Source organism: Halomonas campaniensis, assembly GCF_014193375.1.
Taxonomy (GTDB): Bacteria; Pseudomonadota; Gammaproteobacteria; order Pseudomonadales; family Halomonadaceae; genus Halomonas; species Halomonas campaniensis.
The window spans coordinates 58725-61936 of sequence record NZ_JACHZF010000001.1; the positions used below are offsets into that span (position 1 = coordinate 58725).

Sequence of the window (3212 nt, forward strand, 5' to 3'; positions counted from 1 at the left end):
GCCACGCCAACATCACCGCTGACATCCTCGCCCTGATCACCAAACGCCACACCGGTAATCCAACCATTGCTCGGGCCGTCGGCGCCAATCTGGTCGTTCTTCAGCACACCGTCTTCTGCCGATACATCAAGGACAGCGCCTTCATCAACCGTATTGGCATTCGGCTCAGCATCCGGCGCGTCATCCAGCACGTCAATGCTCAATGTCCCGGTGGCAGTACTGCCGCCCAGGCCGGTCACTGCCAGGTCGACGCTGTCGACCAATACCTCGTCGGTTTCCGTGGCCGGCTCGCCATGCGTCTGGGCCTCATCCAGCACGTACAGGTAGCTAATGGTGGCACTCTGGTTGCCATCCGTGCTGTTGTAGCCGGTCAGGTAGAGCGTGCCCTTGACGGTGTCGATGCCCGCGGACGGCTCATCACTGCTGAACGTTTCAAGCTCGGTCAGGGTAAAGGTTTCGCCGCCTACCGAGACGCTGGCAATGGTGTCTGTGGCCGACACCTGGAAGCTCCCCTCGGCCCGGTCGATGTCTTCGTCTTCCTGGGTACCACCCGGCAGGCCGGCCTCGTCAACGACGCTGTCGGCGCCCTCGGCGTTGACGATCACCTGGGCGCTGTCATCCACGCCCTGGATGGTCAGGCTGAGGGTGGCCGAGCTGGTGTCGCCATCGGCATCGGTAATGGTGTAGGCGAGGCTGAAGCCGAGGCTGTCGTCGTCACCCAGCGCCTGTACCGCGGCCAGGCTGTTGTCGAGCGTGAAGCTCCAGCTGCCGTTGTCATTGAGCTCCAGGCTACCGTACTGCTCGAGCTCGGAACGTTGCTCGTCAGTGACGTTCCAGGTCACCGTCTCTGTGACCTCATCCGGGCCATCGGCACCGAAGATGTCGTTGTCGAGCACATTACCGTTGAGGACATTCTCGGCAGCATCCTCGGTGACCGTGCCCCCGCTGACGTCCTCGGCGCTGGGCGCGTCATCCAGCACCGCGATGGTCAGGTTGGCCGTGGCGGAGTCGCCATCGGTGTCCACCAAAGTGACCGCGAAGACCTGATCGAGGGAGCTGTCGTCACCGGGCGCGGAGTGGTCCTTGGCGCCGTTCAGGGTGTAGCTGTACTCGACGGTGTAGGTGCCGTCGCCGTTGTCGGTGTAACCGGTGATGGCCAGCACGTTGCCGGCCTCGGTGGTGATGATGGGCAAGCTCTGCAGCACGCCATCCTGGACGATGAAGGCGCCGCCCACGCTCAGGGTGGCGATGCCGTCCGGCGCGCTGACGGTGAAGCTGCCGGTCTGGACGAGGGCACCGGCATCGGGGTTCGAGCCGTTGGCCAGGTTGGCCTCATCGACGGTGAGATCAGCGCCGTCGAGGGTCAGACCGCTGATGCTGACGCCGAAGTCTTCCTCCTCTTCGGCCACGGCCAGCAGCGCCGGCTCATCTTCCGGGAACTCGCCCGCCCCGAGCTGTCCCATGCCGAAGTTGAAGGCCAGCGGGTTCACGTCCTCGGTAATACGTGCCAACGACACGAAACTATGGCCGCCGTCGGCGGCGCCACCCGGGCCGGCGCCGGCGGCGGTGGCGTCGAGGTCGGCGAGCAGGTCGCCCTCGCCCTCGTCGATGGCGGTCAGCAGCGCCTCGAGATCCTCATCCAGGGCGCTGGCCTCCTCGGCGTCCACCGCCTGTTCCGGATCCAGCTCCGGCGTCATGGCGACCTGCTGGCCACCCTCGATGACGGTGGGATCCAGGGCGTCGCCGAAGTCGAGCTCCACCCGGCCATTGTCCGAGGTGACGAGGACTTCGCCCTCCTGCAGGGTGTCACCCACGCGGAGCTCGCGAAGGTTGCCGTCGGCGTCGCGCGCCCAGGCCTGGCCGGTGATGGCAGTAACGGTAGCGATGGTCATGATCAGACTCCCTGCATGAGGCACTTGCTGTTATTGAGGCGAGACGGCGTAGCGCCGGCTGTTACCTTGAAAGTAGGCGGGGAAACGAACGCCGAGTATTGGACCGATGGACAGGTCAGGCATCTGGCTTGATGTTCATCAATAAAAGGTATTACCCCATGCCGGTCCGGGTGTTCCCTGGCACCGGCATGGGAGCGAGTGTCACTCGATATCAAGCTCCTCGTCGTCCAGCAACTGCTGCAGGATGCCGTCGTGGTAGGCGACGCCCTCGAGCAGAAACACCTGGTCGGCCGCCTCCAGGTCGCCATCGCCGAACACCCCGTCGCTGCTGACGTGCAGCAGGGTGTTGCCCGCCTCGTCGGCAGAGGCCTGCAGGAAGTCAACCAGGGAGTCGCTGTCGCCATCCCACTCCTGGAGCAGGTCCCGCAGGTCCAGCGAGCCATCCTCTCCGAGGCGATAGAGGGTCGGGCCGTCATCCTCGGCGGTGACGGCGGGCTCCTCCTCACCCAGGCTCCAGTCGAGGGTCTCGGCATCGGGTTCCTCGAGGGCCCCCGCCTCGACCCCGGGCTCGGCCACCAGGGATACCGGCCTGACGGCGAAGGCGCTCTCGTCACCGCTGCTGCCCGGCCCGGTGCTGCCGCCCAAGAAGGCGATGTAGCTGAAGGCCTCGTCATGGTCGATGGTCACCAGGCCATCCTGCATCTCCAGTTCCTCGAGGTTGCCCTCGAAGATCCGATCGCCGTCCGCATCGTAGAGATGGTAGGTGGCGCCGTGGATCGGCCCTGCCAGCTCGAAGGTGGCCAGGTCGGCAGGTGCCGCCATCTCGAAGAGGACCGCCTCGCCGAACTCGATCGCTTCGGGGTCGTCGCTGGCGGCGGCATGGTCCACGGCGTAGAAGCCGTCATCCCCCAGGGCCACGAAGGCGCTCTGGTGGGGCACGTCCTTGAGGCTGTCCACGGTGGAGAGCGTTCCCGCACCCTGCCCGACCGTATGGGCGGTAGCCGCCAGGATGACCGGCTCTTCGGGCTCTTCGGGCTCTTCGGGCTCTTCCGGCTCTTCCGGCTCTTCCGGCTCTTCCGGCTCTTCGGGCTCTTCGGGCTCTTCCGGTTCTTCCGGTTCTTCCGGTTCTTCCGGTTCTTCCGGTTCTTCCGGTTCTTCCGGTTCTTCCGGTTCTTCCGGTTCTTCCGGTTCTTCCGGTTCTTCCGGTTCTTCCGGTTCTTCCGGTTCTTCCGGTTCTTCCGGTTCTTCCGGTTCTTCCGGTTCTTCCGGTTCTTCCGGTTCTTCCGGTTCTTCCGGTTCTTCCGGTTCTTCCGGTTCTTC

3 protein-coding genes are annotated in these 3212 nt (G+C 64.9%); 1 reads left to right on the forward strand and 2 read right to left on the reverse strand.

Features of this window, described 5'->3' with window-relative positions; translation table 11 throughout:
• Both BDK63_RS00255 and BDK63_RS00260 read right to left on the reverse strand, forming a co-directional pair.
• Positions 1-1892: retention module-containing protein (locus tag BDK63_RS00255; protein ID WP_183329308.1), on the reverse strand; the 1892-nt coding region annotated here is incomplete at its 3' end.
• Between the two features lie 201 nt (positions 1893-2093).
• The gene (locus tag BDK63_RS00260) at positions 2094-2849 is read right to left on the reverse strand and encodes a type I secretion C-terminal target domain-containing protein (protein ID WP_183329309.1); all 756 of its coding nucleotides are present in this window, start codon (positions 2847-2849) and stop codon (positions 2094-2096) included.
• Here BDK63_RS00260 and BDK63_RS00265 point away from each other — a divergent pair.
• The coding region (locus tag BDK63_RS00265; RefSeq protein WP_221202422.1) for a hypothetical protein at positions 2823-3212 on the forward strand (390 nt) is incomplete at its 3' end. The genes BDK63_RS00260 and BDK63_RS00265 overlap by 27 nt on opposite strands.